Annotated in this window: 3 protein-coding genes; 1 reads left to right on the forward strand and 2 read right to left on the reverse strand. The window is 66.0% G+C overall.

Translation table 11 applies throughout. The annotated features are described in order from the left end of the window. Positions 1-492, reverse strand: a 492-nt coding sequence (locus AC5JJ6_RS04855) for an MFS transporter (RefSeq protein ID WP_496040960.1), incomplete at its 3' end; no start/stop codon positions are given. Then, positions 489-1046, reverse strand: coding sequence for a TetR/AcrR family transcriptional regulator (locus AC5JJ6_RS04860; RefSeq protein ID WP_496040961.1), 558 nt, complete (start codon positions 1044-1046; stop codon positions 489-491). The genes AC5JJ6_RS04855 and AC5JJ6_RS04860, both read right to left, overlap by 4 nt. 214 nt (positions 1047-1260) lie before the next feature. Here AC5JJ6_RS04860 and AC5JJ6_RS04865 point away from each other — a divergent pair, with 214 nt between their 5' ends. Next, entirely contained in the window at positions 1261-3342 is a 2082-nt protein-coding gene (locus AC5JJ6_RS04865; protein ID WP_496040962.1) for a TonB-dependent receptor domain-containing protein, read from the forward strand. Positions 3343-3462 lie beyond the last annotated feature (120 nt).

Here is a 3462-nt window from a genome sequence, read left to right on the forward strand (position 1 = left end):
CACAGCATAGAGTTCGCGCCAGCCCGCGGGGAACGCCGTCACAGCGAAGCCGGACAGGATGATCCCGGCCGCCGTGCCGGCGTTGATCGCGCCGTTCGCCTTGGGACGCTCCGCCTCTTCCACACAGCGCGCTACCGCCGCCGCGAGCGGCGGTGACGTCAGCCCCGTGCTCAGCCCCGCGAGCGCTATCGCCGCCCCAAGGCTCCAGCCCGATGACGCGACCGCGACGAGCGCCAGCCCCGATGCCGCCGTCAGGCCGGAGAGAACCGCAAGGCGGCGTTCGCCGAGACGGGCGCCGGCCGCGAAGGCCAGGACGATGCCGAAGCAATAAGCCGCGAATGCGCTGCCCCCGATCCATCCGGCCCCGGTGGCGCTCAAGGAAAGGTCCTGCTGGATATGCGGAAGCAGGAGCCCATAGGCAAAGCGCCCCAGACCGTAGGTCAGTGCGGTGAGCGCGAAGGCGGCCGCGACGAAATTGATCCGCCCCCTCATCGCGACCGGCCTTGCGCCGCCACCGCCGCCGCCACCAGGACGCCTGCCGCCTGTCTGGCCGATCCTACGACTGAAAGGTCGGAAACGCTCGCCGCCGCGGTCGCCCCCTCGAACAAAAGCCAGATCTGCGTCGCAAGAGGGGCATCGGCGGAGCCCAGCACCGTCTCGACGCGTTTGGCGATCTCTCGCCCGAACTCCTCTTTCTGCCGCCGCACGAGAGCGACGACATCCTCGTTCGCGCCGGCGTATTCGCTGCGGGCTCGCAGGAGCACGCAGCCTCGTGCCCCATGCTCGACCAGCCAGTGCTCCAGCGTATCGAACAGTTCGTCGATCGGATCCGCATTTCCGCTCCGCAACTCGAGCCGGTTCATGAAGTCGCGGTGCCGTTCTTCCAGCACCGCCAGCACCAGCCCGTCGCGCGAGCCGAAATGCTTGTAGAGCGTGCGGGTCGACGCTCCGGAGGAGGCAAGGATCCCATCGACGCCGATGCCCCGGAAACCCTCGGCCTCGAACGCGCGGGCCGCCCCCGCGATCATGTCTTTGCGCTTGTCCATGATGCACGACTGTATGGCCGTGGCGGGTAGATGTAAAGCGATCGTTTTACACTGCACTGCATTGGTGCTGTCGCGGCGGCAACCCGCTACGAAGGGGCTCTGTCCGCCGTCCCGGCAGAAGTTTCTGGAAAAACCAGTTGCGAATGATAACGATTCTTATTAGCTTGGCCCCGTTCCGAGACAAAGTGGTCATACCAGATTGGGGGAAGGCGAGTTGCGGGGGATCGATTTCAAGGGGGTGTTCGTAAGGGTCAATCCAGTACCAGGGGCGAAGCGCCGGCCTGTGCCGTTCCGGTCGAAATCCATGATCGCGGCCGCCGGCATGCTCGGGTCGCTGGCGGGAGGACCGGTCGCCGCCCAGACGGCCGTGGAGGGGGAGGACGAGAGCGCCGTTGTCCTCGGCCCCATGGTCGTTACCGCGTCCGGCCATGAACAGCAGGTCGAGGATGCCCCGGCCAGCATCTCGGTGATCACGCGGGAAGAACTCGAAGCCAAGCCCTTCCGGGACCTTGCCGACGCCTTGCGCAATGTCGAGGGCGTCGCCGTCACCGGATCCACCGGCGAACAGGACATCTCTATCCGGGGAATGCCCGGAGAGTACACGCTGATCCTGGTCGACGGCAAACCGCAGAACACCCGCGCGTCGCGGCCCAACGGCAGCGGCGGTTTCGAGCAGGGCTTCATTCCGCCGCTGCACGCCATCGAGCGGATCGAGGTCGTGCGCGGGCCGATGTCGTCGCTCTACGGTTCCGACGCGCTCGGCGGCGTCGTCAACATCATCACGCGAAAGGTAGCCGGCCGCTGGGGCGGATCGGCCGGCCTCCAGACCATCCTGCCCACCGACGGCGACGCCGGCAACGACTATCAGGGCGATTTCTACCTGAGCGGCCCCGTCGTCAAGGACCTGCTCGGGCTTCAGATCTTCGGACGCCAGGACAAGCGCGAAGAGGACGAGATCATCGGCGGCTGGAGCGAGCAGGACAACCGCAGCATCAATGCCCGCGTCACCCTGACGCCCACCCCCGACCACGACATCGCGCTGGAATACGGCTGGTCCCGGCAGGACCGCACCGCCACCGCCGGCAAGAGCGCCGACGCCGGCAGCGAAACGAGCCACACCCGCAAGACGTGGTCGCTTTCCCACACCGGCCGCTGGGACCTGGGCGTCTCCGACGTCTACGTCAACCGAGAGGAGGCGGAGCGGGAAACCCTGGGCAACAGCCGGAAACCGGAGGTCGCCAACACCACCGCGCGGGGTCAGTTCGTCACCTCGCTCGACATCCATACCCTGACGGTCGGTGCCCAGGTCGAACGGGAGGAGATCGAGGACAGCCTTGGCGCCATCACCGGCAATGCCGGCGGACGGCCGATCGGTGGACCCAATTCCGCCAGCGCCACGCAATACGCCCTGTTCGGCGAGGATGAGATCGCCTTCACCGACCGCTTCTCCCTGACCGGCGGTCTCCGGATGGACAGCCACGAGGACTACGGCGTCCATTTCAGCCCCCGCGTCTATGGCGTATACCGGCTCGACGAGGCCTTCACCATCAAGGGCGGCGTCTCGACCGGATACCGGACCCCGGACCTGCGCCAGATCACCTCCGGATGGGCGACCAGCACCGGCGGCGGCAACTGCGCCTCCTCCAACTCCTGCGGCGTGATCGAAGGCAATCCGGACCTCGATCCCGAAACCAGCGTGACTCAGGAGATCGCCTTGCTGTGGAGCGGGCAGGGCGGATACAGCGCGGGAGTCACGCTGTTCAACAACGACTTCAAGGACAAGATCGAGAACTTCAATACCGGGGTTCGCAACGCCGACGGTTTCTTCATCTGGCGCAACGAGAACATCGGCGAGGCCAACCAGCGCGGCGTCGAACTGGCCTTCGCGGCGCCCCTGGGCGACAACTTCATGCTGGATGGCAACTACACCTACACGCGGTCGAAGATCGAAGAGGCGCCTCCGGGGTATCCTCAGCTTGAGGGACAACCGCTGACCACGACGCCGCGCCATAGCGGCAATCTGGAGCTGAACTGGACGCCGGATGACGCCTATTCCGCCTATGTGAGGATGGTCTTCCAGGGCGAGCAGATCCGCGCGGTGACGCGCGGCGGCGTTTCCGAACGGCCCTCCACGACGACGTTCGATCTCGGCGGCTCGATCCGGATCAGCGACAACGCGTCGCTCAATCTCGCTGTTCTGAACGTGACCGACAAGGTCGTCGAGCCCGATACGGAAGGCAACTGGCTGATCGATGAGGGACGCCGGTTCTGGGTCAGCCTCAACGCGACGTTCTGACAGGGCACGGCCACGACCCCGACCGAAGCAGTTTTCGCTGCGCACCTGCGTAGGTCGGATAAAGCGAAGCGGCATCCGATATCGACGCACCTGCTTGTCGGATGCCGCTTCGCTTTATCC

The sequence above is a fragment of the Skermanella sp. genome, from assembly GCF_059503625.1.